Source organism: Streptomyces canus 299MFChir4.1 (genome assembly GCF_000383615.1).
Classification (GTDB): Bacteria; Actinomycetota; Actinomycetes; order Streptomycetales; family Streptomycetaceae; genus Streptomyces; species Streptomyces canus_C.
On the sequence record NZ_KB911589.1, the window covers coordinates 195,085 to 219,567 of the forward strand.

The window sequence follows — 24,483 nt, forward strand, 5'->3', positions numbered from 1 at the left end:
AGGGGCTCGGCACCACGTGTGCCGGGCCCCTTTCCGCTACCCGCGCAGGGCGCAGACCTTGCCGTCCTTCGGCACCGTGCCCTTCAGCAGATACGCGTTCACCGTGGAGTCCACACAGTCGCTCCCGTTCCCGTACGCCCCGTGTCCCTCGCCCTTCCAGGTGAGCTCCACACCGACCCCCCTGCCCAACTCGTCCGCCATCCTCCGGGCACCTTCGTACGGCGTCGCCGGGTCGCCCGTGTTGCCGATCACCAGGACCGGTGCCGCACCGGGCGCGCTCACCTCCGGGGTCTCGTACTGCCCGGGCACCGGCCAGTCGTGGCACCAGCCGGCCGCGTCCCAACCGAGGAAGGGGCCGAACACGGGGGAGATCCTCTCGAACTCGGGCAGCAGCTTCTTCGCCTGCGTGAGGCTGGGCCGCTGCTTGTCGTCCAAGCACGATATGACCCGTTGGGCCTGCGGGAGCAGGCCGTAGCGGCCCGAGGAGTCCCGTTCGTTGTAGCCGTCGGCGAGCGCCAGCAGTTCGGAGCCGTCCCCCTGCTCGGCGGTGTCGAGCGCGCTGGTCAGCGAGGGCCAGCTGTCCTGGCGGTACAACGGCCAGACGATGCCGGTGAACGCGAGGACCTGGGTCAGCTTCCGCCCGGAATAGGTGTCCAACGGGCGCGCGTCGATCCGATCCACCAGGTCCGCGATCTTCCGGGTGCCCCGTGCGGGGTCCTGACCGGTGGACCTGAGGTAGTTGTCGAGCGCGCGCTGGAAGCCCCGGGCCTGGTTCTCACGGTGGGCCACCAGGTCGGCGCTCGGGTCGACGACCGCGTCGAGCGCCAGCCGCCCCACGTTCTCCGGGAACAGGTGGGCGTAGACGCCGCCGATCTCGGTGCCGTACGAGATGCCGAAGTAGTGCAGCTCGCTGTCGCCGAGGACCTGGCGCATCAGGTCCATGTCCCGTGCGGTGTCGGTGGTCGAGACGTGTGCCAGGAGGTCGCCCGCGTCCTTCTCGCAGCCCCGGGCGAAGTCGGTGGCGTCCCTGAGGTACGCCCGCTCCTCGGCCGGGGTGTCAGGAGTGGGGTCCACCGCCTCGGCCACCTGCGTCTCCTTGTCACTGCGACAGCGGACGCCTTCGCTGGCACCGACCCCGCGCGGGTCCCAGCTCACCAGGTCGTACCGCTCGCGCAACAGGGAGACGGTGGCGGCGTACCCGGGCAGTCCGGCGACGCCCGAGGCGCCGGGGCCGCCGAAGTTGAACAGGAGCGAGCCGATGCGCTCCCCGCCGCGCGCCTTGGAGCGGATCAGTGCGAGGTCGATCGTCTCGCCTCCCGGCCTCGACCAGTCGAGCGGCACCTCCAGCGTCGCGCACTGCCAGTCCCTGCCGGGCGCGGAGGAGTCCGCGGTGGCCTTGCAGCGCTCCCAGTCGGGCTGCTGCGAGGTCAGTGCGGCGGGCAGCGCCTTCGCGCCGGTCGTGCTGGGCCTCGCGCTGCCCGATCGCTCGTCCGCCGCCCCGCCGCCGGACGAGCCGCCGCTGCACCCGGCCACCAGCAGCGCGGCAGCGGCGGTCGCAGCCGCCCACCGTACGAAACGCCCCATTCCAGTCCCCCTCCCAAGCCGTCCGTGTCGAGCCACGAACGTCGGTCCGGCCATGGTAGGCCGATCACGGGACACTCGCCCGAGCCTGTGGATAACCATCTGACCAGCGGTTTCGTGGAGGCTTAGTCGACCGTGCGCTACGAGCAGACGGTCCCGGCCGCCGGTACCTTCCCGGTGAGGAGATAGCCGTTCACGGCGTCCTGGACGCACTTGTTCTTGCTGTCGTACGACCCGTGCCCCTGCCCCTTGTACGTCAGCTCGACGCCGACACCTTCACCGAGCGCCTGCACCATCTTGCGGGCACCCTCGTACGGGGTCGCCGGGTCGCCGGTGTTGCCCACGACCAGGATCGGCGCCGAGCCGGCGGCGCTCACGTCGGGATGGTCGGCGGCTCCCGCCACGGCCCAGTCGGTGCAGGTCACCATCGACCAGGCCATGAAGTCGCCGAACAGCGGCGACGCGGCACGGAACGCGGGCAGCTTCCGCTCGACCTCGGCGGCGGTGTACCGGGGCTTGTCGTCGGCGCAGTTGATGGAGATGTTGGCCGCGGCGAGGTTGCTGTACTCGCCGTTCTCGCTGCGCCCGTTCATCGAGTCGGACAACAGCATGAGGACCCTGCCGTCACCTTCGTACGCCTGCTCCAGGCCCTCGGTCAGGTACTCCCAGAAGTCCTTCGAGTACAGGGCCTGCGCGATGCCGTTGGTCGCGGCGGTCTGGGTCAGCACCCGCTGCCCGATGCCGGGGAGCGGCGTCCCGTCGAGGTCGGCCAGGAGTTTCGCGATGCGGTTCCTGACGTCCTGCGCGGTGTCGCCGACGGGGCAGTCCGTGGGCTGTGACGTGCAGTCCTCGGCGAAGTTGTCGAGCGCGAGCTGGAAGCCCTCGGCCTGCCCGAGCGAACCCTGTTCGCTGTTCTGCGTCGGGTCGACGACCGCGTCGAAGACAGCGCGCCCCACGTGCTTGGGGAACAGGTGGGCGTAGACCCCGCCGAGTTCGGTGCCGTACGAGATGCCGAAGTAGTACAGCTTGCCGTCGCCGAGGACCTGGCGCATCAGGTCCATGTCGCGGGCGGCGTCGGTCGTGCGCACACGCGGCAGCATCTTCTTGGAGTTCTCCTCGCAGGCCGCGTTGAACTCCCTGGTGTTGTCCAGCAGTGTGGCGCGTTCGGCGGCGTCGTCCGGGGTCGCGTCCTGTTCGAAGTACACGTCGAGCTGCGGGTCGTTCAGGCACTCCACCGGGGCGCTGCGGCCGACCCCGCGCGGGTCGAAGCTCACCAGGTCGTAGCGGGTGCGCAGCTTCGCGTAGTCCGAGCCGAAGGCGGGCAGCGTGGTGACCCCTGAACCGCCGGGGCCGCCGAAGTTGAAGACGAGCGAGCCGATGCGCTTGCCCTCGGCGCCACTGGCCTTGGCCCGGATCAGCGCGATGTCGATCCTGTCGCCCTTGGGCTCGGCCCAGTCGAGAGGAGCCTTGAGGGTGGCGCACTGCCACTCGGCGCCGCCCGGCAGCGGTGAAGGGGCGTCACCGCCGCCCTCGGCCCGGGAGGGAGCCGGGCAGTCCTTCCAGTTCAGCTTCTGGGCCGACAGGTCCTCGTCCTGGGAGTCACCGCCGCAGCCCGCCAGCGAGGCGGCCAGCAGAAGGGCGGTGGCGACCAGGGCGGCGGCGCGCAGTCGAGGGGGATTCGGCATGAACCCATCCTGCGCTCGCGCGCGGGAGGACGCTCGGGGCGCGAGCCGTAAGAGGTACCTGTCACGGCAAGGGCCGTGCGGGCTACAGGGCGCCCTTCCGGGACAGCTGGTTGAAGGCCAGCCAGCCCGGCAGCACCGGCAGCCACAGCGTCAGCAGACGGAACAGCAGGACGGCCGGTGCGGCCACCTCCTTGGGGAGCCCCACGGCGATCAGGCCGACCGTCAAGGTGGCCTCCACGGCGCCCACACCGCCCGGTGTCGGGGCCGCGGAACCGAGCGCGTTGCCGGCGAGGAAGACGACGGCGACGCTGGCGATGCTGAGCGAGGCGCCCTCGCTGCCGAAGGCGCGGATGGAGGCGTCCAGGCACATCACGAAGCAGGCCGTCAGCAGCAGCATGCCGCCGATGCCGGTGATCAGCTTCTGCGGCCGCTGGAGCACGTCCAGCATGCGCGGCACGACACCCGCGAACAACGACCTCACGCGCGTGACGACGAACTTCCTGAGGAACGGCACCGAGGTGACCACGAGGACGAGCACCGCCACCGTCAGCAGACCCGCGATGACGGTTCGCGAAGGCGACAGCGACGGCGTCTTCTCGGTACCGGTCAGGTAACCGAAGGACAGCAGCATCAGGATGTGGCAGCCGAGCCCGAACAGCTGCGAGGCGCCGACACTCGCCACCGCGAGCCCCGGCCGCACCCCCTGGCGTTGCAGGAATCGCGTGTTGAGCGCCACACCGCCGACCGCGGCCGGTGCGACGATCTTCACGAACGAACCGGCGACCTGGGCCGCCACCGTCCGCAGGAACCCCACCCGCTCGGGCACGAAGCCCAGCAGTGCCATGGCCGCGGCGAAGTAACTGCACGCGGAGAACAGCACGGCGGCGGCGACCCAGCCCCACTCGGCGTTCTCGATGAGCGGCCCGAACTCGATGTGGGTGAGCTGTGTCAGCAGGAAGTACGCGCCGATGGCACCCGCGATGAAGCTGATCAGTGTGCGCGGCTTCACCCGCTCCAGGCGAGCCGGCTCGACCGGCGCCTGCGGCCTGATCAGCAGCACCTGATGGCGGATCTGCGTCAGCAGGTCCTCTTCGCGCGACTCCTCGATGGCCTCGTCGATGGCCCGCTTCTCCGCCCGGGCCTCCGCCTTCTCGGCCTTCTTGTCCGGCTTTTCGAGTACGGGCCTGGCGTTCTCCGGCGTTTCCTCCAGACGGGCCTGCTTGGCCTGCTGGGACGCCTCCAGGACGGCCTCGCGCTCGCGCTGGGCCCGCTCCCGGGCCAGTCGGCGCAGCGTCGCGCGCGTGGAGCGCGTCAGCGCGATCGGCTGGAGCATCGGCAGACAGTCGGCCACCGTGTCGGGGCCGAGGATGCTGACCGCCGAGGCCACCGCGCGCTCCGCGCCCGCCAGCAGCCCCAGGGTCGTCACCAACTGGGCGACGTCCATGCGCAGCAGCAGGGTGCTGGCCGCGATCTCACCGCCGCGCAGATCGGTCAGGATCACCGCGCCGGAACGATCCACCAAGATCGCGTCACCCGCGAGCCTGCGGTGCGCGATGCGCCGCGACTGCAGCGCCTGCACCTGACGCCAGGTGTTGCGCAGCAGTTCGTCGGTGATCTCGTCCTCGGCCAGCGATTCGAGCGTGCGCCCGCCGGTGTGCTCGTAGACGAGCATCACGGCGTCGGGGCCGAGTTCGGAGGTGGCGATCAGCTTCGGCGCGTTGGCACCGGCCGCGATCGCCGCGTAGGCGAGCAGCGCCTCCTGCTCCAGCGCCTGTCTGAGCGACTGGAGGCTGCTGCGGGTGGCGAAGCCGCGCAGGGTGAGGTTGCGCCACACGCGGTAGAAGAAGCCCTGCGCCTGCTGCTCCCGGTCGACCACCGTCACGTCCAGCGGCGGGCCGTCCTCCAGGGTGACGAAGTAGCGTCGGCCGCGGTCGCCGTTCTCCGCGGTCTCCGAGGCCTCCTCGCGGGCCGCGCTGACCGGGTGGAAGCCGACGGTCCGCAGGCCCGCGATCAGCGTCCGCCCGGTGGGCCGGACATTGGGCGAGCCGACCGCGTACAGCGTCCCGTAGGCGACCGTCCAGCCGATCAGCACCGTCAGGATGATCGAGAACGGTGTGGTGTAGCCGGTGACGAGCATCGAGAACGCGTCGAGCGTCAGCACGATCCACAGCACCGCCCGCCAGCGCGGCCTGCGGGACATGCCGACGGCCGTCATATAGGCGATGACGGGCGCCAGATAGCCGTGCACGGGGTCGGTGAGGGCGTGGACGTCGCCGGGGGAGGGCTGGGTGAGCGCCTCCTGGATCGAGCCGGGCGCGCCCTTGGCGACCCACAGGTCGGTGGCGAGCGTCACACCGTGGGCGAGGACCGCGGCGAGCACACCGTCGGCGATCCGCAGTCCGTCGCGCTTGATCAGGCGTTCGATCGCGAACGCGACCGGGACCAGGAGGATCGCGATGCTGGAGGCGAGACCGGCGATCTTGATGAGCAGGTCGGGCGCCTGCCCGGTGCCCTTGTTGATGTCCTGTTCGAGTCCCGAGGTGGTGCCGTGCGCGAACGCGGCGATCGCGAGCAGCACCACGACGGCCAGCACGCCGACCAGCAGCCGCATCAGATCGGAGGGCCGGTGCACGCGCGCGGGGAGCAGTGGCTCGTCGCTCTCGACCTCGTCGACGTGCACTTCTTCGGCGTCGGCGGTGTCGGGGCGCGACGAAGCGTCAGAGGTGCTCTCGGCGTCCTCCGGGTGCACACCCTGTGGCTTCATCGTCTCTTCTTGATCTCGTATCACCAGTCACCGCCCGCACGATGGTGGCATGCTCCACCGACACACCGGGGTGTCAGGGTGCACATGCGGGGGCGCACAGTCTGCCGGAAGCGCTGTCCCCGGGCGAGGGATACGCACAGTCGCGAGCCCGTCACATTGTCGGTGGGGTGGTGCAGGATGGGGCGGATGAGCGAGCAGAGCCTTCCTCAGGACGCCCACCCGGAGTACGTGGACGCGCTGCCGGACTACGCCGAGCGGGTCCTCGACGTGGCCGAGCGCATTCCGCCCGGGCGCGTCATGACGTACGGCGACGTCGCCGAATGGCTGGAGGAGGGCGGCCCCCGCCAGGTCGGCCGGGTCATGGCCCTGTACGGCGGATCCGTTCCCTGGTGGCGGGTTGTCCGCGCGGACGGCGTCCTGCTCCCGGGGCACGAACTGCGGGCGCTCGACCGGTACCGCGCCGAGGGCACGCCCCTGAAAGAGGCGAGCAGGGCCGCCGAGGGCCATCTGCCGCGTCTCGACATGAGACGGGCGCGCTGGGACGGCGGCGGCCGTGCGGAGGGTCACACCTGACAGCTTCCGCCATCCGACGGGCCCGGGACCACACAGAGGCTCGTACGGGGGAAACAGGGCACGTCTGTGGCATGCCGTACGTTCGTGGGGTGAGGGACGTACGGGTCGCGTGGGCCGCATGGGTCGCGCGGGAAGAAGCGGAAGCCCTGCTTCCGCACTCGGCGTCGGCGTAGCGTCGGCTGCACGCGTCCCCCTCACCCCCCGTCCACCGCCCTCCACGTGCGGCGGGCCGCCCAACAGCACACCCACCAGGACCGGCGAACCACGTGAGCTCCTCTTCCTCCACCAGGCGTCTGTCGCACTCTCAGGTGCGCCAGGGGAACCGTGGCGCTTACCGACTGGTACGTACCCCACCGGCCCGCGTGGATCCCCCTCGTCTGGACGCCGCACAGCGCGCCGTGGTTGAGCACGGAAGCGGCCCTTTGCTCGTTCTCGCAGGTCCCGGCACCGGGAAGACCACCACACTCGTCGAGTCGGTGGCCTCACGAATCGCCCGTGGAGGGGACCCCGCGCGTGTGCTCGTGCTGACGTTCAGCCGCAAGGCGGCCGTCGAACTGCGCGACCGCATGGCCCTGCGCATAGGAGCGGCGCGCGCCCCGCAGGCGACGACCTTCCACTCGTTCTGCTACGCCCTGGTCCGCGCCCACCAGGACAGCGAGCTGTTCGTGGAGCCGCTGCGGCTGCTGTCGGGACCCGAGCAGGACGTGACCGTACGTGAACTGCTCGCCGGCCAGCCCGACCTGGAGCGGCTCGGCCTCGCGCACGTGCGCTGGCCCGACGACCTGCGCGCCTGCCTGACCACCCGCGGCTTCGCCGACGAGGTCCGCGCCGTCCTCGCCCGCAGCCGAGAACTGGGCCTCGGCCCCGGCTCCCTGGACGCCTTCGCCCGTCGTATCGGCCGCCCCGACTGGCGGGCCGCGGCCGCCTTCCTCGCCGAGTACCTCGACGTCCTCGACCTCCAGGGCGTCCTCGACTACGCCGAACTCGTGCACCGCGCGGTGCTCCTCGCCCGCCGCCCCGAGGTCGCCGAGCGACTCGCCGCCCAGTACGACGCCGTGTTCGTCGACGAGTACCAGGACACCGACCCGGCCCAGGTACGGCTGCTGCACGCCCTGGCCGGGGGTGGCCGCACCCTCGTCGCCTTCGGCGACCCCGACCAGTCGATCTACGCGTTCCGCGGCGCGGACGTCAACGGCATCCTCGACTTCCCGTACGCCTTCCCGCGCGCGGACGGCCGCAGCGCCCCCGTCGAGGTCCTGCGCACCTCCCGCCGCTCCGGCGCCGGCCTGCTGGCCGCGACCCGCCTGGTGACCCAGCGCATGCCCCTGACCCGGCTGCCGGCGGAGAAGGTCCGCGCCCACCGCGAGCTCGCCCCGGTCCGCGAGGGCGGTCGCGTCGAGGTCTTCACCTACCCGACCCCGGGCACAGAGCTGGACAACATCGCGGACATCCTGCGCAGGGCACACCTGGAGGACGGCGTGCCCTGGGGCGAGATGGCCGTTCTGGTCCGCGCGGGCTCGCGCACGATCCCGACGGTGCGCCGCGCGCTCACCGCGGCGGGCGTCCCTCTGGACATCGACGGCGACGACCTGGCCCTGCGGCACGAACCGGCGGTGGCACCGCTGCTGACGGCCCTTAGGGCGGTGGCTACGGCGGAGGCCGCGGGGAGTGCCGTAGGGCCGCCTGAAGAGGTACGGCCCGACGAGGGCGCTGCTTCTGACGAGAGCGCTGTTTCTGAGGAACGCTCGTCGGACGAGGAGGCTGCCTCGGGGACGGGGACGGGGACGGGGACGGGGACGGGGACGGGGACGGGGACGTCGGTCGACGAAGCCGCTTCTGGGCCGCGGCCGTCGGCAGGGGAAGCCGCGTCCGCCGAACCGTCGCCGGACGACGAGACCGCCCCCGAGGAGTCGCCCTCGGATGCCGGGGCGCCGCCGACGGAGGCCTGCTGGCTCGACACCGAGACCGCCCTCACCCTCCTCACCTCCCCCCTCGCCGGTATGGACGCCGCCGACCTGCGCCGCCTCGGCCGTGCCCTGCGGGACGAGGAGCGGGCCGCGGGCAACGCCCTGCCGCCGCCCTCCGACGTCCTGCTCGCGCGGGCCCTCGCCGAGCCCGAACGTCTGGCCGTGCACGACCCCGCGTACGCGCGCGGAGCCCAGCGGCTCGGCGCCCTGCTCGGCAAGGCGCGTGAGCGGCTCGCGAACGGCGGCAGCGCCGAGGAGGCGCTGTGGGACCTGTGGGAGGGCACGCCCTGGCCCGGGCGCCTGGAGCGGGCCGCCCGGCGCGGCGGCGCCGCGGGGCGCAACGCGGACCGGGACCTCGACGCCGTGTGCGCGCTGTTCGCGACCGCCGCGCGCGCGGAGGAGCGCACCGGAGGACGGGGCGCCCTGAACTTCCTGGAGGAGATCGACTCCGAGGACATCGCCGCCGACACCCTCACCCGGCGAGCCGTACGCCCCGACGCCGTACGCCTGATGACCGCGCACCGCTCCAAGGGCCTGGAGTGGCGGCTGGTGGTCGTCGCGGGCGTCCAGGAGGGCCTGTGGCCGGACCTGCGCCGCCGCGGCTCCCTCCTGGAGGCCGACCGCATCGGCCGTGACGGACTCGCCGAACCGCTCACCCCGGGCGCCCTGCTCGCCGAGGAGCGCCGCCTGTTCTACGTGGCCGCCACACGCGCGCGTGAGCGACTCGTCGTCACGGCGGTGAAGGCACCGGCCGACGACGGCGACCAGCCCTCCCGCTTCCTGACCGAACTCGGCGTCGAACCCAAGGACGTGACCGGCCGCCCGCGCCGCCCCCTGTCGGTCGCCGCCCTGGTCGCCGAACTCCGCGCCACCACCGTCGACCCGCGCGTCTCCGACACCCTGAGGGAGGCCGCCGCCCGCCGGCTGGCCCGGCTCGCCGCCCTCGCCGACGAGGACGGCCGCCCGCTCGTCCCCTCGGCCCACCCCTACCGCTGGTGGGGCATGTTCGAGCCGACCGAGTCCAAGGTGCCGCTGCGCGACCGCGACCAGCCCGTCGTGCTCTCCGGCAGCGCCCTCGACCAGCTCGCCAACACCTGCGCCCTGCAGTGGTTCCTGGGCCGCGAGGTGAAGGCCGACGCGCCCGCGACGGTCGCCCAGGGCTTCGGCAACGTCGTGCACGTCCTCGCCGACGAGGTCGCCTCCGGGCACACCCCCGCCGACCTAGCCGTCCTCATGGAGCGCCTCGACTCCGTGTGGAACGCGCTCGCCTTCGACGCGCCCTGGAAGTCGGCGCAGGAGAAGGAGAACGCGCGCGTGGCGCTCGAACGCTTCCTGAAGTGGCACGTCATGGACCGCACCGGCCGCACACCGGTGGCCAGCGAGCACGACTTCGACGTCACCCTTGAAGCGGGCGAGGTCGAGGTGCGCATCCGCGGCCAGATGGACCGCGTCGAGGCCGACGCCGAGGGGCGCGCGTACGTCGTCGACTTCAAGACCGGCAAGCAGCCCGTGAGTTCCGCCGAAGTCGAACACCACCCCCAGCTCGCCGTCTACCAGCTCGCCGTCCGCGAGGGCGCCGTCGACGAGGCCTTCGACGGCGTGCGGCCCGAGCCGGGCGGCGCCGAACTCGTCCAACTGCGCCAGGGTGCCCCCAAGCGGGACGGCGGCGAGACCCTGCCCAAGGTCCAGGTACAGGAACCGCTGGAGGGGGAGTGGGTCGGTGACCTGCTCGCCACAGCGGCCGGCAAGGTCCTCGACGAACGGTTCACGCCGAACGCCGGCCAGCACTGCACCCACTGCGCGTTCCGGGCCTCGTGCAGTGTCCGGCCGGAGGGACGGCACGTCGTGGAGTGAGGTGAGCATGCCGGTGTGATCAGTCGCACCACATGTGCTGACCTGCGCGTCCTCCGGCCCGAAGGGCGATTCGTCCTCCGCTGTCAGTGCGCGCCGCTAGCCTCTGCGACATGGCCGCCCGTATCACCGATCCCGATCAGCTCAAGGAGCTCCTCGGCATCCCGTTCACCCCGGAGCAGACGGCCTGCATCACCGCGCCGCCCGCCCCGCAGGTGATCGTGGCCGGTGCCGGCTCGGGCAAGACGACGGTGATGGCGGCACGCGTGGTCTGGCTGGTCGGCACCGGCCAGGTCGCCCCCGAACAGGTCCTCGGCCTCACCTTCACCAACAAGGCCGCAGGCGAACTCGCCGAGCGTGTCCGCAAGGCACTCGTCAAGGCGGGCGTCACCGACCCCGACGTGATCGACCCGGACAACCCTCCGGGCGAACCCGTGATCTCCACCTACCACGCCTTCGCGGGCCGCCTGCTGACCGACCACGGCCTGCGCATCGGCCTGGAGCCGACCTCCAGGCTGCTCGCCGACGCCACCCGCTACCAGCTCGCCGCGCGCGTGCTGCGCGAGGCTCCCGGCCCCTACCCCTCCCTGACCCGCTCCTTCGCCGACCTGGTCAGCGATCTGCTCACCCTCGACGCCGAACTCGCCGAGCACCTGGTCCGCCCCGAGCAGGTGCGGGCCCACGACGCCGAGCTGCTGCTGACCCTTCAGGGCGCCAAGCTCACCAACGACGCCCTGCGCAAGGTCCCCGAGACGGCCGCCGCCCGCCGTGAACTCGCCGAACTGGTCGTCCGCTACCGCGCTGCCAAACGCGAACGCGACCTGCTGGACTTCGGCGACCAGATCGCCCTGTCCGCCCGCCTGGCGGGGATCCCTGAGGTGGGCCGCATCCTGCGCGACGAGTTCAGGGTGGTGCTGCTCGACGAGTACCAGGACACCTCGGTCGCCCAGCGCGTCCTGCTCGCGGGCCTGTTCGGTGAGGGCACCGGCCACCCGGTCACCGCCGTCGGCGACCCCTGCCAGGCCATCTACGGCTGGCGCGGAGCCTCCGTCGCCAACCTCGACGACTTCCCCCAGCACTTCGCCCACCCCGACGGCCGCCCCGCCACCCGCCAGTCGCTCAGCGAGAACCGCCGCAGCGGCGGCCGCCTCCTCGACCTCGCCAACGACCTCGCCGAACCCCTGCGCGCCATGCACGCGGGCGTGGAAGCCCTACGTCCGGCCCCCGGTGCCGAGCGCGACGGCATGGTCCGCTGCGCCCTCCTGCCCACGCACGCCGAGGAGATCGACTGGCTCGCGGACTCCATCGCCCATCTCGTACGGACCGGGAAGGCGCCCGGCGAGATCGCCGTCCTGTGCCGCACGGCGACCGACTTCGCCGAGATCCAGGGCGCCCTCGTCGAGCGGGACGTCCCGGTGGAGGTCGTGGGCCTCTCGGGCCTGCTGCACCTGCCCGAGGTCGCCGACCTGGTCGCCGTCTGCGAGGTTCTCCAGGACCCCGGCGCCAACGCCGCCCTGGTCCGCCTGCTGACCGGCCCGCGCTGGCGCATCGGCGCCCGCGACCTCGCCCTCCTCGGCAGGCGCGCCAGGCGTCTGGTGTCCCACGCGCGCGTGGACGGCGACGACGACCCCGACCGCCGGCTCGCCGCGGCCGTCGAGGGGGTCGACCCGGCCGAGGTGATATCGCTCGCCGACGCCCTGGAGACCTTCCTGGAGACACCCCTCTACAGCGGCGACGAGGACGACGACGGGCTGCCCTTCTCGCCGGACGCGCGCGTGCGGTTCGCGCGCCTGGCCGCAGAACTGCGCGACCTTCGCCGCTCGCTCGCCGACCCCCTGATGGACGTCCTGCACCGCGTCCTGGCCGTCACCGGCCTGGAGGTCGAACTGTCGGCGTCCCCGCACGCGTTGGCCGCCCGCCGCCGCGAGACCCTGTCCAACTTCCTCGACATCGCCGCCTCGTTCGCGGCCGGGGACAACGAGGCGAGCCTCCTGGCCTTCCTCGGCTTCCTGCGCACCGCCGCCCAGTACGAGAAAGGCCTCGACAACGCCCTGCCCGGCGGCGAGAACACCGTCAAGGTGCTCACCGCGCACAAGTCCAAGGGCCTGGAGTGGGATGTCGTCGCCGTCCCCGGCCTGGTCACCGGGACGTTCCCGAGCACCCAGGGACGCGAGAAGTGGACCGCACAGGGCAAGGTGCTGCCGCACGCGCTGCGCGGCGACACCGACACCCTCCCGGACATCACCTCCTGGGACGCACGGGGCATGAAGGCCTTCCACGAGGCCATGAAGGACCACCAGCACGCAGAGGAACTCCGCCTCGGCTACGTCACCTTCACCCGGCCCCGCTCCCTCCTGCTCGGCTCCGGCCACTGGTGGGGGCCCACCCAGAAGAAGCCCCGAGGACCGTCCGACTTCCTGAAGGCCCTGCACGACCACTGCGCGGCCGGCCACGGCGAGATCGAGGCGTGGGCCGACGAGCCCGCCGAGGACGAGGAGAACCCCGCGCTGCACAGCCGGACCGAGGACCAGGTCTGGCCCCTCCCCCTGGACGACAGGGCCCTGGCCCGACGCCGGGCGGCCGCCCGGACGGTCCTGGACCACCTGGAGGACCTCGCCGCCCACACGCACGCCCACCCCCCGGCCGTACACGAGCCGGACACCTACGACGACCCGGACTGGCCCCCGCCGCCCGACGACGAGCCGCCGTACGCCGAAGGGCCGCCCTTCGAGGACGAGATCGTCGGGGCGCACGTCTCCGAGGAGGAGGACTGGGACACCTTCACGACGGACCGCCCGGCCGTCCCGCACCAGGCCACCGCCCCGGAGCTCCCCACCACTCGGGCGCGCCCCCACCCCGCGGAACGGGAAACCCTCACCCCCGAGGAGGCCCGCGCCGTCGCCTCGTGGGACCGCGACCTCGACGCCCTCACCGGCGAACTCCTGCGCGCGCGGGAGGCCGTCACCGACGTACCCCTGCCCGCGTCGCTGACCGCGTCCCAGGTGCTCCGCCTGGCCGCCGACCCCGACGGGCTCGCCCAGGAGCTCGCGCGCCCCATGCCGCGCCCTCCGCAACCCGCCGCACGTCAGGGCACCCGGTTCCACGCCTGGGTCGAGGCCCGCTTCGAAGCCCTGACCCTGCCGATGCTGGAACCGGAGGACCTGCCCGGCAGCGACGCCGAGATCGCCGACGAACGCGACCTGGAAGCCCTCAAGGACGCCTTCGAGCGCACCGAGTACGCCCACCGCACCCCTTACCGCCTGGAGACACCCTTCCAGCTGGCCATCGCGGGCCGCGTGGTCCGGGGCCGCATCGACGCCGTGTACCGGCAGCGTGACGGCGACACCACGACGTACGAGATCGTCGACTGGAAGACCGGCCGCACCCGCACCGCCGACCCCCTCCAGCTCGCCGTGTACCGGCTGGCCTGGGCCGAGCGGCAGGGCGTCCCTGTGGAATCCGTCACGGCGACGTTCCTGTACGTCCGGACCGGAGACGTCGTACGCCCCAGGAATCTGCCGGACCGGGCCGCTCTGGAGCGGCTTCTCACCCAGCAACCAGGCGAGCGGTCGAACGGTCCTGCGCCGGCGAACTGTGAGGAACCGCCCACCGAGGATGTCGGTGCGGGCCGATAGGCTCATGACCATGAGCCACCCCGTTGACAGTGACGTCAGCGCTGTCCGTACGTACATCGAGCAGCACCGCGCCGCCTTCCTCGACGACCTCGCCGAATGGTTGCGCATCCCGTCCGTCTCGGCCCAGCCCGAGCACGGACCCGATGTATGCCGCAGCGCCGACTGGCTCGCCGCCAAGCTCAGGGAGACCGGCTTCCCCACGGCCGAGGTCTGGGAGACCCCGGGCGCGCCCGCCGTCTTCGCCGAGTGGCCCGCCGACGACCCCGCGGCGCCCACGGTTCTCGTCTACGGCCACCACGACGTACAGCCCGCCGCCCGCGAGGACGGCTGGGACAGCGACCCCTTCGAGCCGGTCGTCCGCGACAACCGTCTCTACGCGCGCGGGGCGGCCGACGACAAGGGCCAGGTCTTCTTCCACACCCTCGGCGTCCGCGCCCACCTCGCCACCACCGGCCGCTCCGCCCCGGCGGTGAACCTGAAGCTGCTCGTCGAGGGTGAGGAGGAGTCCGGCTCCCCGCACTTCCGCGCCCTCGTGGAGGAGCGCGCGCACCTGCTCACCGCCGACACCGTGATCGTCTCCGACACCGGCATGTGGGCCGAGGACACCCCCACCGTGTGCACCGGCATGCGCGGCCTCGCCGAGTGCGAGATCCGGCTCCACGGTCCCGACCAGGACATCCACTCCGGCTCCTTCGGCGGTGCCGTCCCCAATCCGGCCACGGCCGCCGCCCGCCTGGTCGCCGCCCTGCACGACGAGCACGCGCGCGTGGCGGTACCCGGCTTCTACGACGGCATCGTCGAACTGACCGACCGCGAACGCGAACTCTTCGCCGAGCTGCCCTTCGACGAGGAGCAGTGGCTGCGCACCGCCAAGTCGCACGCGACCCACGGAGAGAGCGGTCACACCACCCTGGAGCGCGTCTGGGCCCGCCCCACCGCCGAGGTCAACGGCATCGGCGGCGGCTACCAGGGCCCCGGCAGCAAGACGATCGTCCCGTCCTCCGCCATGGTCAAGCTCTCCTTCCGGCTGGTCGCGGGCCAGGACCCCGGCCACATCGAGAAGGCCGTCCGTGCCTGGGCAGCCGAACAGGCACCCGCCGGGATCCGCCAGGAGATCACCTTCGCCGCCGCCACGCGCCCGTGCCTGACGCCGCTGGACCACCCGGCCCTGCAGTCCGTCGTACGGGCCATGGGCCGGGCCTTCGGCAAGCCGGTCCGCTTCACCCGCGAAGGCGGCTCGGGTCCCGCCGCGGACCTCCAGGAAGTCCTCGGCGCACCCGTGCTGTTCCTCGGCATCTCCGTCCCCTCCGACGGCTGGCACGCGCCGAACGAGAAGGTCGAGCTCGACCTGCTGCTCAAGGGCGTCGAGACCGCCGCGTACCTGTGGGGTGATCTCGCCGAGCACTGGAGCCATGCGCCCTGACCGTCCCGCGCCGCCCGGACCGGCAGCGTGCGGGGCACACTGAAAGGGCCGCGCACCGCGAAGTCCCGCCGGACCCGGTCGTCCCACGCCGTACGTCCCGCCGAACCGCCCGCCGAAACAATCCGTTGCACCGGGGGAGTTGGAAGCACCCGTGACCACCTGGACCGACCACACCGCCGACCGTCCCGTCTCGCTCACCGCACCCAGCGGCATCGACCGCGCCGCGCACCACCGGCTCGACGAGGCCTGGCTCGCGGCGGCGTGGAGCCACCCCACGACCCGCTGCTTCGTGGTCTCCGACGGTCAGGTCCTCATAGACGAGACACCGGACGGCCGTACCGAACTCGTCATGACCCCGTCTTTCGAAGCCCCGCTCACCGAGGCGCACCGCTACTTCCTCGGCATCGACGAGGACGGCGTCCGCTACTTCGCCCTCCAGAAGGACTCCCTGCCGGGCCGCATCGACCAGTCCGCGCGTCCCGCCGGCCTGCGCGAGGCGGGCCTGCTGCTGTCCGCGCGCGAGGCGGGCCTGATGGTGCACGCGGTCGGACTGGAGAACTGGCAGCGCACCCACCGCTTCTGCTCCCGCTGCGGCGAGCGCACCGTCATCGCGGCGGCCGGCCACATCCGCCGCTGCCCCGCCTGCGGCGCCGAGCACTACCCGCGCACCGACCCGGCCGTGATCATGGCCGTCACCGACGACGAGGACCGCATCCTGCTCGGCCGCCAGGTGCACTGGCCGGAGGGCCGCTTCTCGACGCTGGCCGGCTTCGTCGAACCGGGCGAGTCCATCGAGCAGTCGGTGCGGCGCGAGGTCTTCGAGGAGGCCGGCATCACCGTCGGGCCGGTCGAGTACGTCGCCAGCCAGCCCTGGCCGTTCCCCTCCAGCCTCATGCTCGGTTTCATGGCCCGCGCCACCTCCACCGACATCGACGTCGACGGCGACGAGATCCACGAGGCCCGCTGGTTCTCCCGCGACGAACTCCAGGCCGCCTTCGAGTCCGGCGAGGTCCTGCCGCCGTACGGCATCTCGATCGCGGCCCGTCTGATCGAGCTCTGGTACGGCAAGCCGTTGCCGACGAGGAGCTTCGTCTGACCGCACGCACAAAAAGGCGGTTCCTGAGCTGTCTCAGGAACCGCCTCCATGACCGCGGTGCTTACGCGCCGACCTTCTGCTTCACCTGCGCCAGCGACGGGTTCGTGAGCGTCGAACCGTCGGCGAACAGCACGGTGGGAACCGTCTGGTTCCCGCCGTTCGCCTTCTCCACGAACGCCGCGGACTGCGGGTCCTGCTCGATGTTGATCTCGGTGTACGCGATGCCCTCGCGGTCCAGCTGCTTCTTCAGCCGCTGGCAGTAACCGCACCATGTGGTGCTGTACATCGTCACAGTGCCCTGCATGTCTCGAGCGCTCCTTCGGTGGTTCGGGGAAGAGGTCGTCCGGAGAGGGAACGTATGCGACCGGGGCGCCATTCCCGACCCGGGGGCCCTGGCCAGGTGACGCCGGTCGCATTAGTACGACTGCAGCTACCTGCCTGTGGACAACCGGCTCACCCGTCTCCGCCGACCTGGCAGCATGGCCGTGTGACAGCAGCAACGCACTCCACGCTCTTCCCGCGCACACCGGACTCGGCCGACGCGGTGCTCGAAGGGCTCGACCCCGAGCAGCGCGAGGTGGCCACCGCCCTGCACGGGCCGGTGTGCGTGCTGGCGGGCGCCGGCACCGGCAAGACCCGGGCGATCACCCACCGCATCGCCTACGGGGTGCGTGCCGGGATCCTCCAGCCCTCCAGCGTGCTCGCCGTCACCTTCACCAACCGCGCCGCCGGCGAGATGCGCGGACGACTGCGCCAGCTCGGCGCCTCGGGCGTCCAGGCGCGTACGTTCCACTCGGCGGCCCTGCGACAGCTCCAGTACTTCTGGCCGAAAGCCGTCGGCGGATCCATGCCCCGGCTCGTCGACCGCAAGATCCAGCTCGTCGCCGACGCGGCCGCCGCCTGCCGGATCCGCCTCGACCGGGGCGAGCTGAGGGACGTCACCGGCGAGATCGAGTGGTCCAAGGTCACCCAGACCGTGCCCTCCGAATACGCCCTCGCAGCCGCGAAGGCCGGCCGTGAGACCCCGCGCGCCTCGGCCGAGATCGCCCAGCTCTACGCCGCCTACGAGGACCTCAAGCGCGACCGCGCCGTCATCGACTTCGAGGACGTCCTGCTGCTGACCGTCGCCATCCTCCAGGACCGGCACGACATCGCCGAACAGGTCCGTTCCCAGTACCAGCACTTCGTCGTCGACGAGTACCAGGACGTCAGCCCCCTGCAGCAGCGCCTGCTGGAGCTGTGGCTCGGCCGGCGCGACAACCTGTGCGTCGTGGGCGACGCCAGCCAGACGATCTACTCGTTCACCGGCGCAACTCCCGACCACCTGCTCGACTTCCGCACCCGCCACCCCGGCGCCACCGTCGTCAAGCTGGTCCGCGACTACCGCTCCACCCCCCAGGTCGTCCATCTCGCCAACGGCCTGCTCGCCCAGGCCCGCGGCCGCGCCGCCGACCACCGGCTGGAACTGATCTCCCAGCGCCGGCCCGGCCCCGAGCCCGTGTACACCGAGTACCCTGACGAGCCCGCCGAGGCCGAGGGTGCCGCCCGCCGCATCCGGGAGCTCATGGACGCGGGCGTCCGGGCCAGCGAGATCGCCATCCTGTTCCGCACCAACTCCCAGTCCGAGACCTACGAGCAGGCTCTCGCCGACGCCGGAGTGCCCTACCAGCTGCGCGGCGCCGAGCGGTTCTTCGACCGGCCCGAGGTGCGCAGGGCCATCGTCAACCTCCGGGGCGCGGCCCGCTTCGGTGGCAACGACTCACGGCTGGACGACGCCGTCACCCTGCCCTCCCAGGTGCGTGCCGTGCTGTCGGGCGAGGGCTGGACCAGCGAGCCCCCGGCCGGCTCCGGGGCCGTCAGGGAGCGCTGGGAGTCGCTGGCCGCCCTGGTGAACCTCGCACAGGACTTCGCCGCCGCGCGGTCCGACGCCACCTTGAACGACCTCGTGGCCGAACTCGACGAGCGGGCCGGTGCCCAGCACGCCCCGACCGTCGAAGGCGTCACGCTCGCCTCCCTGCACTCGGCCAAGGGCCTGGAGTGGGACGCCGTGTTCCTTGTCGGAGTCGCCGAGGGCATGATGCCGATCACCTACGCGAAGACCGACGAGCAGATCGAGGAGGAGCGACGACTCCTCTATGTCGGCGTCACCCGCGCCCGCGAGCGTCTCCATGTCTCCTGGTCGCTCTCCCGTTCGCCCGGCGGTCGCCCCAACCGCCGCCCCAGCCGCTTCCTCGACGGGCTGCGGCCCGGCTCCACCGCCACCACGGGGCGAACCGCCGGCGGTCGTTCCGGAGGGGTCGAGCGCGGCTTCACCAGTCCCGTCGGCGCCGCGCCGAGACGCACCCAGCGCATCCCGGCGCGCTGCCGGGTGTGCGGGCGCACGCTCACCGACGCGGGCGAGCTGAAGCTGATGCGTTGCGAGGACTGTCCCTCCGACATGGACGAGGGGCTCTATGAGCGGTTGCGCGACTGGCGTGCCGTACAGGCGCAGCGCAGCGGCCAGCCGGCCTTCTGCGTCTTCACGGACAAGACGCTGATGGCGATCGCCGAGGCCGTGCCCGACGACGAGCACGAGCTGGCGCGGATCCCGGGCGTCGGCCTGCGCAAGCTCAATCGCTACGGAGCCGATGTGCTGACCATCTGCGCAGGCCAGGACGTTACGGAAGAAGAGGACGAGGACTGATTCCAACTCGTCGGAAAAATAGTTTGCGCATGCCCCAGCAATCCCCATAGGTTCTTAGCCACGGGGACGGAGGCCTTCTCGGAGGCCCCGATTCCGTGTTCTACTTGCATATCCGTCGGACAGCGGCTCGCGCCGCCGTCCCCAGAGACGCCGAGAGGAGGCGATTGAAGTGATCAGCATCAACAGCAGCAAGGCCATCAGCACCGCCAAAATGACCGATCCCTCGGTCGTCTCCACGTGCCTGCTCGGCGTTTCGAACCTGGGCACCGGTCTGTCCGGCATTCCTGCCGTCCGTCCGGCGTCCTCCATGTCTCTCGCGGTCCTTCCCGTCCGTGAGCGCAATGAGCGACCGACCAAGGCACTGGAAGCAGTAGTGGCACAGGCGCACGCCTATGCCTTTGCGGCGGCCGGTGCCGGATTCCGGAAGCAGACGACGCAGCACCACCAGATGTGGGCCTTCCGTGGGCCAGAACCCTGGAGTGATCCAGCCTGATCATCGATCAGGCCGGCGCCTTCAGGGCCGCGGAACCCCATCCGGGATCCGCGGCCCTTCTGTTTTCCCCGAACGGGGAGAGCGGAGCGAAGGGGTCTCGGGACAAGAAAAGAACCCGGTACCAAGCGACTACCGGTCCCACAGGGCCGGACCGAACAGACGAGGAAGACGAACCGTGCAACTCGAAGCGCACGCCCCGTCAGTACCGCCTTCCGAAACGATCCCCCCGCCCGGCCTCACGGAGGACTCCACCTTGATCCCGCTCACCGCGCTCACCGCGCTCGACGACGCCATCGAGAACCTCGGCGTACCCGTCCCCTGCCGTTCCTACGACCCGGAGGTCTTCTTCGCCGAGTCGCCGGCCGACGTCGAGTACGCCAAGTCCCTCTGCCGCACCTGCCCGCTGATGGAGGCCTGCCTCGCCGGCGCCAAGGAGCGGCGTGAGCCCTGGGGCGTCTGGGGTGGAGAGCTGTTCGTCCAGGGTGTCGTCGTCGCCCGGAAGCGGCCGCGTGGCCGCCCGCGCAAGAACCCGGTCACGGCATGAACATCGCAGGAACGATCGACCGCCCCCTCACGAACGACCCCACGAAGCAGGCCCCGATGAAGCCGTCCACCAGCGAGCCCGCCGGCTCCGCGATCCCAGACTTCACCACCACCGACGCGAACGACTCGCGTCAGAACAGGACCCGAGAGATGCAACTCATCCCAGAAGCCCTGGCTCGCGCGCATATGCGCGACCGGCTGCAGGAGGCCGAGCAGGAACGCCAGGCGAACCACGTGGCGACCGCCCGCCGGATGCAGCGCCGGGCCGAGCGCGCCTCCCTGCGTGCTCGCCGCGCGCTCGCCATGGCCGTCATGCAGTAACGCGAACCCGGTAGTTCCCCGCGGGGGTCGGTCCGTCCGAACGGACCGACCCCCGCGGTGCGTTGCGCGCGCCGAACCCTCGGATCCGGCGTTATCGTCGGCGGGTGACGAGTCTTCCCGGCGACGACGGCGACGGCGACGCCGAGGCGGAGCCCCTCGTGTGCGCCCGCTGCGGCATGCGGGCCAAGGGCTCACAGCCCACCTGGACCTGCTCCCTGGAGAACGGCGTCCGCCAGTACTTCTGCGACACCTGTTCCCGGGAGAACCTCAGGTCCATCGAGGGGCGGCTCGACTCGGCCTGGTGGTAGGCCGATCCGCCTCAGGCCTCTGCGGCCGTCTCCTGCTCGTCCTCGTCCTCCACCTCCGGCACGAACCCCGGAAGCCACTCCTCCAGTTCCTCGCGCAGTCGCACCGTCGCGCCCAGTTGGCACAGCACGCCGATGGTGCTGAGGGTGACCCGGTGTATCAGGAGGTAGGCCGGGGGCAGGTTGAGCTGTTTGCCCAGTTGGTGGGCGGGGGAGCGGGGATCGGCGATCCGGCCGGCCTGGCTTCGCATCCAGCCCCGGCTGAAGGTGAACTCGTCAACCTCGGCCGGTTCGATGATCGGCAGGAGGTAGTCGAGGACGGCGTCCGGGTCCAGCTCTATGGACTCCTTGACGAAGCCCTCCGCGCAGAGCAGTTCGTAGACGGCCTCCGCCTCACCGTCCAGCGTCATGCGCAGACAGGTGCCGATGGTATCCGGCAGACCGCCCGGGAGCCGGTCGACCGTGCCGAAGTCCAGGACACCCAGGCGCCAGTCCTTCTCGCCGTCAGGACCGCCGGGCAGGAGCCGGAAGTTGCCCGGGTGCGGGTCTGCGTGCAGCAGGCCGGTGCGCGCGGGGCCGGAGAAGAGAAATCGGGCCAGGAGCTGCCCGGCGCGGTCGCGCTGCTCCTGAGTGCCCTCCGAGATCACCTCCGACAGGGGGACGCCCTCGATCCACTCCGTGATCAGGACCTGCTCGCTCTGGTGGACCACGGCCGGCACCACGACGTCCGGATCGTCAGCGAACTCCTCGGCATGGGCCTGCTGGGCCTGCGCCTCCAGACCGTAGTCGAGCTCCTCCGAGACCCGGTCGCGCAACTCGGCGATCAGGGGCTTGATGTCGATGCCGGGCACCAGGGGCCCCAATAGGCGGGCGAAGCGGCCCAGTTGGGTCAGGTCGGACAGCAGGGCCTCCCCGGCCCCCGGATACTGGACCTTGACCGCCACCTCGCGCCCGTCGTGCCACACGGCCCGGTGCACCTGGCCGATCGACGCCGCCGCGGCGGGCTTGTCGTCGAACTCGGCGAACAGCTCCTGCCAGTCCTCGCCCAGCCGCTCCTCGAGCACCGTGTGCACGGTGCGGGTGGGCATCGGAGGCGCGGCCTCCTGGAGCTTCGTCAGGGCCGCGCGGTAGGGGCCCGCCACCTCCTCGGGGAGCGCCGATTCGAAGACGGACAGAGCCTGGCCGAACTTCATGGCCCCGCCCTTGAGCTCCCCGAGCACCTTGAACAACTGGTCCGCGGTGCGCTGTTGCAGCTCGCGGCCGACGATCTCCGCGGACTCGCCCACGATCCGCTTGCCGAGTCCCCAGGTGGCCCGCCCGGCGAAGCCGAGCGGGAGCGCGGCGAGTTTGGCGGTCCGGGTGACCGCCTTCCGGGGAAGATCAGACATGCGCCCTCCAGGTCCCAGCAGGCCGTGGCGCGGTTGCCTTGCGGCACAACTCCTCCGACGACCGTTGCTCTGCCATTGTCTCGTGCGCAGCCTCCTCCTTGGAGGTGTGTTCTCCCTTACCTTTCTCCGCGGCCCCGCACGGGCATGCGGGATGCGGCCAGACCGGCCGCGCATTCCAGTTCATACCGGGCAGTGAGACCTCCCAGCGGGCGCCCACACTCGACGGGACCCGGCCGTCCAGGAAGGCGAGCGCGTGCGCGGCGGCGAGACCGGCGACCGTCGTGGCCAGCGCCAGGTCACAGGGGCGCGTCGGAAGCCGTCTGCCGCCCGAACGCCACTGGGCCACCAACCGGGGCCAGGCCTGGTCGCGGTCGGTCCGCGTCTCGTGCAGACAGCCCGCGCAGCCCGTCTCGCCCGGCAGGACAAGGGGGCCGACCACTCCCGTCGCCTCGACCACACCGGCGTACAGATGAGGTGTGCCGGAGCGGACGAGCGGTTCGCCGGCGGCCGGGGCGGGCGCGTGGACGTCGACGTCGTCCCGCGGGGCGAGGACGACCAGGGAGAACCCGGGGTCGTCCGCCGTCACGGAGGCCCGGGAGCCATGGCGCTGCGGGCGTCCCGGAGCCGCCGCGGTCACCGCCCGGCGTGCGGCGGCGCCCCTCTGGTCGCCGACCGAGGTGGCGGGAAGCCCGCCCGGGGCGACGTCCCCCGGCTCGACCCGGCCGCCGTCCCGCACGTCGACCTCTCCGACGCCGGCACCCGAGAGCAGTGCGGCCAGCGCCACGCCCACCCGACCCGCCCCCCTGACCTGCACCCGCAGCGAACGCCGGGCGGCCAGGAGTCTCATCGCGTCACCCGGCTCCGACGTGGTCAGCGAGAGGGACGCCAGATCGGGCGCCAGCCGGTCCAGGACCTCCTTCTTCTCCCGCAGCGCGTCCGCGGCCGGCCCACCGCCCCTCGCGTCGTCGACGAGCCCGGCCCGCGCCAGCCGTCCCACCAGCGTGTCGACATGGCCGTCGGGCAGATCCATGCGGCGCCCCTCCTCCCGCAGCAGCGCGAGACCGCGCGTGCCGTTGAGCAGGTCGAGGAAGCTGCCCGTGGCCGTGTCGATCGGGCCCAGTGTGAGCGCGTGCGCCGGGGCCATGCCGAACTGCACGGTGTTGAGGTCGCGCCAGCCGCGCCGGAGCGCGGGTTTCATCTGCGGAACCATTTCCGGTGCGAGCGGAACCACTGCTTGCATGACAGGCCCCCGTAGCCCTCGTAGAACATCCCCGTCGGCCGCCGGAGCCCGCCGCGACGGTCGGTCGCGGCTGTGGCGGCGATGCCAGCATGCCCGGCCCCGGGAGGCATGTGCCGAAAGTTGTCCACAGGTGGGGGCCATTCGTCGTACAAATCGGACCCATGGCGGGCGATCGGAACCGAACCGTCCCGGAGTCGGGACTTCCCCCGTGTGCAGCGGGTAACGTCAGGGCGTGCCCGCCGACCCACTGCACAGCGCCGGAACGCCACAGCGCAGCACGACGAGCCAGCCGACGAGCGGCTCGGGGGCGAGCGCGATCGAGGTGCGCAGGAGCAGCCGTCGACGCCGGACGGTCTCCGCGTACCGCGAGGGCGATCGCACCGTCGTGCTCATCCCTGCCCGGATGTCCGAGGCAGAGGAGCAGCGCTGGGTCAGTGTCATGCTCGACAAGCTGGCCGCCCAGGAGAGCAAGCGGGTCCTCGGCGACACCGAACTCTCCGAGCGCGCGCAGCGGCTGTCGGCCCAGTACTTCGACGGCCGGGCGCGGCCCGCCTCGGTCCGCTGGGTCACCAACCAGAACACCCGTTGGGGTTCGTGCACCCCGTCGGAGGGCAGCATCCGGCTCTCGCACCGGCTCCAGGGCATGCCGGAGTACGTCGTCGACTACGTCCTGCTCCATGAGCTCGCGCATCTGCTCGTGCCCGGGCACGGACCCCGTTTCTGGCGGTTGCTGGAGTCCTATCCGCGCACCGAGCGGGCCAAGGGCTATCTCGAAGGCGTGGTCGCCGCGGACCGATTGCCGCACCTCCCGGGCGTCCGCGGAGAGTGACGATGACCCGAACGGGTTTTTGTACCGGATCTGTACCGACCTGAGCCTGTGTCCGAGTTTGCCGTTAGCCTGTCGCGACGCACTCGCATTCGGGATGGGGGACGGT

The 24,483-nt window shown here is 71.8% G+C and carries 17 protein-coding genes; 11 read left to right on the forward strand and 6 right to left on the reverse strand.

Going from position 1 to position 24,483, the window contains the following annotated elements:
* Positions 1-36: 36 nt before the first annotated feature.
* From H293_RS0120800 to H293_RS0120810, 3 genes are all read right to left on the reverse strand, one after another.
* Complete coding sequence (locus tag H293_RS0120800; protein ID WP_020119780.1) at positions 37-1,584, reverse strand: alpha/beta hydrolase; 1,548 nt, start codon at positions 1,582-1,584, stop codon at positions 37-39.
* Positions 1,585-1,721: 137 nt separating this feature from the next.
* A complete protein-coding gene (locus H293_RS0120805; protein ID WP_020119781.1) occupies positions 1,722-3,266 on the reverse strand; it encodes an alpha/beta hydrolase in 1,545 nt (514 codons plus the stop codon).
* 82 nt (positions 3,267-3,348) lie between these two features.
* Entirely contained in the window at positions 3,349-6,030 is a 2,682-nt protein-coding gene (locus H293_RS0120810; protein ID WP_020119782.1) for a lysylphosphatidylglycerol synthase transmembrane domain-containing protein, read from the reverse strand.
* 186 nt (positions 6,031-6,216) lie between these two features.
* Between H293_RS0120810 and H293_RS0120815 the strand changes: the two genes are divergently transcribed.
* From H293_RS0120815 to nudC, 5 genes are all read left to right on the forward strand, one after another.
* Positions 6,217-6,603 carry an MGMT family protein gene (locus tag H293_RS0120815; protein ID WP_020119783.1) on the forward strand — a complete coding sequence of 129 codons (387 nt, stop codon included), beginning with the start codon at positions 6,217-6,219 and terminating at the stop codon, positions 6,601-6,603.
* A gap of 266 nt (positions 6,604-6,869) precedes the next feature.
* Entirely contained in the window at positions 6,870-10,424 is a 3,555-nt protein-coding gene (locus H293_RS0120820; protein WP_078612629.1) for an ATP-dependent helicase, read from the forward strand.
* Positions 10,425-10,534: 110 nt separating this feature from the next.
* On the forward strand, positions 10,535-14,056 hold the full coding sequence (locus H293_RS0120825; RefSeq protein WP_020119785.1) for an ATP-dependent DNA helicase: 3,522 nt from the start codon (positions 10,535-10,537) through the stop codon (positions 14,054-14,056).
* Between the two features lie 4 nt (positions 14,057-14,060).
* Positions 14,061-15,479 carry a dipeptidase gene (locus H293_RS0120830; RefSeq protein WP_020119786.1) on the forward strand — a complete coding sequence of 473 codons (1,419 nt, stop codon included), beginning with the start codon at positions 14,061-14,063 and terminating at the stop codon, positions 15,477-15,479.
* Positions 15,480-15,630: 151 nt separating this feature from the next.
* Positions 15,631-16,575, forward strand: a complete 945-nt coding sequence (gene nudC, locus H293_RS0120835; RefSeq protein ID WP_020119787.1) for an NAD(+) diphosphatase — start codon at positions 15,631-15,633, stop codon at positions 16,573-16,575.
* Positions 16,576-16,636: 61 nt separating this feature from the next.
* Here nudC and H293_RS0120840 read toward each other — a convergent pair whose 3' ends face one another.
* A complete protein-coding gene (locus H293_RS0120840; RefSeq protein WP_020119788.1) occupies positions 16,637-16,879 on the reverse strand; it encodes a mycoredoxin in 243 nt (80 codons plus the stop codon).
* A 54-nt stretch (positions 16,880-16,933) separates the two neighbouring features.
* On the opposite strand from H293_RS0120840, the gene H293_RS0120845 reads away from it, so the two are divergent.
* The 5 genes from H293_RS0120845 (at position 16,934) to H293_RS0120865 (ending at position 20,923) form a co-directional block, all read left to right on the forward strand.
* A complete protein-coding gene (locus tag H293_RS0120845; protein WP_106968361.1) occupies positions 16,934-19,258 on the forward strand; it encodes an ATP-dependent DNA helicase UvrD2 in 2,325 nt (774 codons plus the stop codon).
* 169 nt (positions 19,259-19,427) lie between these two features.
* Positions 19,428-19,751 (forward strand): hypothetical protein, encoded by a 324-nt coding sequence (locus H293_RS0120850; RefSeq protein ID WP_020119790.1) that lies wholly within the window; start codon positions 19,428-19,430, stop codon positions 19,749-19,751.
* 175 nt (positions 19,752-19,926) lie between these two features.
* Positions 19,927-20,295, forward strand: a complete 369-nt coding sequence (locus H293_RS0120855) for a WhiB family transcriptional regulator (protein ID WP_020119791.1) — start codon at positions 19,927-19,929, stop codon at positions 20,293-20,295.
* The gene (locus tag H293_RS0120860; RefSeq protein ID WP_020119792.1) at positions 20,292-20,615 is read left to right on the forward strand and encodes a hypothetical protein; all 324 of its coding nucleotides are present in this window, start codon (positions 20,292-20,294) and stop codon (positions 20,613-20,615) included. Before H293_RS0120855 ends, H293_RS0120860 begins: the two co-directional genes overlap by 4 nt.
* A 104-nt stretch (positions 20,616-20,719) precedes the next feature.
* Positions 20,720-20,923, forward strand: a complete 204-nt coding sequence (locus H293_RS0120865) for a hypothetical protein (RefSeq protein WP_020119793.1) — start codon at positions 20,720-20,722, stop codon at positions 20,921-20,923.
* 11 nt (positions 20,924-20,934) lie between these two features.
* Here H293_RS0120865 and H293_RS0120870 read toward each other — a convergent pair whose 3' ends face one another.
* Both H293_RS0120870 and H293_RS0120875 read right to left on the reverse strand, forming a co-directional pair.
* The gene (locus tag H293_RS0120870) at positions 20,935-22,308 is read right to left on the reverse strand and encodes an ABC1 kinase family protein (RefSeq protein ID WP_020119794.1); all 1,374 of its coding nucleotides are present in this window, start codon (positions 22,306-22,308) and stop codon (positions 20,935-20,937) included.
* Positions 22,301-23,518: a TOMM precursor leader peptide-binding protein gene (locus tag H293_RS0120875; RefSeq protein WP_028808049.1), complete on the reverse strand. Its 1,218-nt coding sequence runs from the start codon at positions 23,516-23,518 to the stop codon at positions 22,301-22,303. The genes H293_RS0120870 and H293_RS0120875 overlap by 8 nt, the downstream gene beginning before the upstream one ends.
* Before the next feature lie 262 nt (positions 23,519-23,780).
* Between H293_RS0120875 and H293_RS0120885 the strand changes: the two genes are divergently transcribed.
* The gene (locus tag H293_RS0120885; RefSeq protein ID WP_078612630.1) at positions 23,781-24,377 is read left to right on the forward strand and encodes a M48 metallopeptidase family protein; all 597 of its coding nucleotides are present in this window, start codon (positions 23,781-23,783) and stop codon (positions 24,375-24,377) included.
* Positions 24,378-24,483 lie beyond the last annotated feature (106 nt).

Coding starts and splice junctions, on each gene's coding strand:
- H293_RS0120815 (WP_020119783.1), top strand. CDS start 6,217: ATGAGCGAGCAGAGCCTTCCTCAGGACGCCCACCCGGAGTACGTGGAC.
- H293_RS0120805 (WP_020119781.1), bottom strand. CDS start 3,266: ATGCCGAATCCCCCTCGACTGCGCGCCGCCGCCCTGGTCGCCACCGCC.
- H293_RS0120830 (WP_020119786.1), top strand. CDS start 14,061: ATGACCATGAGCCACCCCGTTGACAGTGACGTCAGCGCTGTCCGTACG.
- H293_RS0120810 (WP_020119782.1), bottom strand. CDS start 6,030: ATGAAGCCACAGGGTGTGCACCCGGAGGACGCCGAGAGCACCTCTGAC.
- H293_RS0120800 (WP_020119780.1), bottom strand. CDS start 1,584: ATGGGGCGTTTCGTACGGTGGGCGGCTGCGACCGCCGCTGCCGCGCTG.
- H293_RS0120860 (WP_020119792.1), top strand. CDS start 20,292: ATGAACATCGCAGGAACGATCGACCGCCCCCTCACGAACGACCCCACG.
- H293_RS0120845 (WP_106968361.1), top strand. CDS start 16,934: ATGCGACCGGGGCGCCATTCCCGACCCGGGGGCCCTGGCCAGGTGACG.
- H293_RS0120870 (WP_020119794.1), bottom strand. CDS start 22,308: ATGTCTGATCTTCCCCGGAAGGCGGTCACCCGGACCGCCAAACTCGCC.
- H293_RS0120840 (WP_020119788.1), bottom strand. CDS start 16,879: ATGCAGGGCACTGTGACGATGTACAGCACCACATGGTGCGGTTACTGC.
- H293_RS0120825 (WP_020119785.1), top strand. CDS start 10,535: ATGGCCGCCCGTATCACCGATCCCGATCAGCTCAAGGAGCTCCTCGGC.
- H293_RS0120875 (WP_028808049.1), bottom strand. CDS start 23,518: ATGGTTCCGCAGATGAAACCCGCGCTCCGGCGCGGCTGGCGCGACCTC.